We start from the raw sequence: 783 nt of genomic DNA on the forward strand, positions 1-783 counted from the left end.
TGGTCATGCTCAAACCACGGGTCTTCGTGCATACTGGCATGTAACACCAGCCGACAGCCACAGGACGCGCAGATCCATATCTGCCCCGGCGTACTCATCGCCTCGCCGGCAGTCACAAAATGCCCTTCGCGGTCATTTGCCAGGTAACACTTCAGCATGCGCATGTCGTCACCTCTGCTGGCAGGTTGCCCGCATCCGCGCTTTCACGGCTGTGCTCACCCGTTCGGCAGGTGAGGCAGTAGCGCTCGCCATGGTAATCGTTGTGACAACAGGTACAGTGCCAGTCTCCTCTGCGCACCACGGGCGTAGCGCCCGGGATAACCCGCTGTAGACGCCCTGCCAGCCTCAGCTCTCCGGGTTCCGGTTTCACGTACGGGCAATGCTGTCGCTCGTTATCCGTCAACATGGCAGTCTGGTGTTCAAACCATGGACGTTCAGTCTGGTATTCAGGATGGTATTGCAGTGCACTACCGCAGAGGTGGCAGGCATAGCGGCCATACGGGTAACGTTGTGCGGTTCTGGCCCCCGTGAGGTGACCGTTGCCGTCGAGGGCCATAAAGGATTTTGCATACATCGTAGTGTTCCTTACCGCCAGACGACACGCAGGCGTAAGCCGTCCCGGTACGGGCAGCACGACAGGATGTGAATGGCGGGTCAATTATGCGTTAGCAGGTCGGTACCGGCGATGGCCGGTCCTGGACTACAGAAGGGTTACAGTTGCGCAGGTGCGCCGGAGGGACGCAAACAAACGGGGCAAGGTCTGGCGCCACAGTACTGGCGCTG

General features: G+C 59.8%; 2 protein-coding genes. Both read right to left on the reverse strand.

The features are described from left to right. Positions 1 to 164, reverse strand: a 164-nt coding sequence (locus ADK28_RS29995) for a putative zinc ribbon protein (RefSeq protein ID WP_343286292.1), incomplete at its 3' end; no start/stop codon positions are given. Continuing rightward, complete coding sequence (locus tag ADK28_RS30000) at positions 152 to 574, reverse strand: putative zinc ribbon protein (protein ID WP_075202062.1); 423 nt, start codon at positions 572 to 574, stop codon at positions 152 to 154. The genes ADK28_RS29995 and ADK28_RS30000, both read right to left, overlap by 13 nt. Between the last annotated feature and the right edge of the window lie 209 nt (positions 575 to 783).

Source organism: Serratia sp. 506_PEND, from assembly GCF_001076875.1.
Lineage (GTDB): Bacteria > Pseudomonadota > Gammaproteobacteria > Enterobacterales > Enterobacteriaceae > Serratia > Serratia marcescens.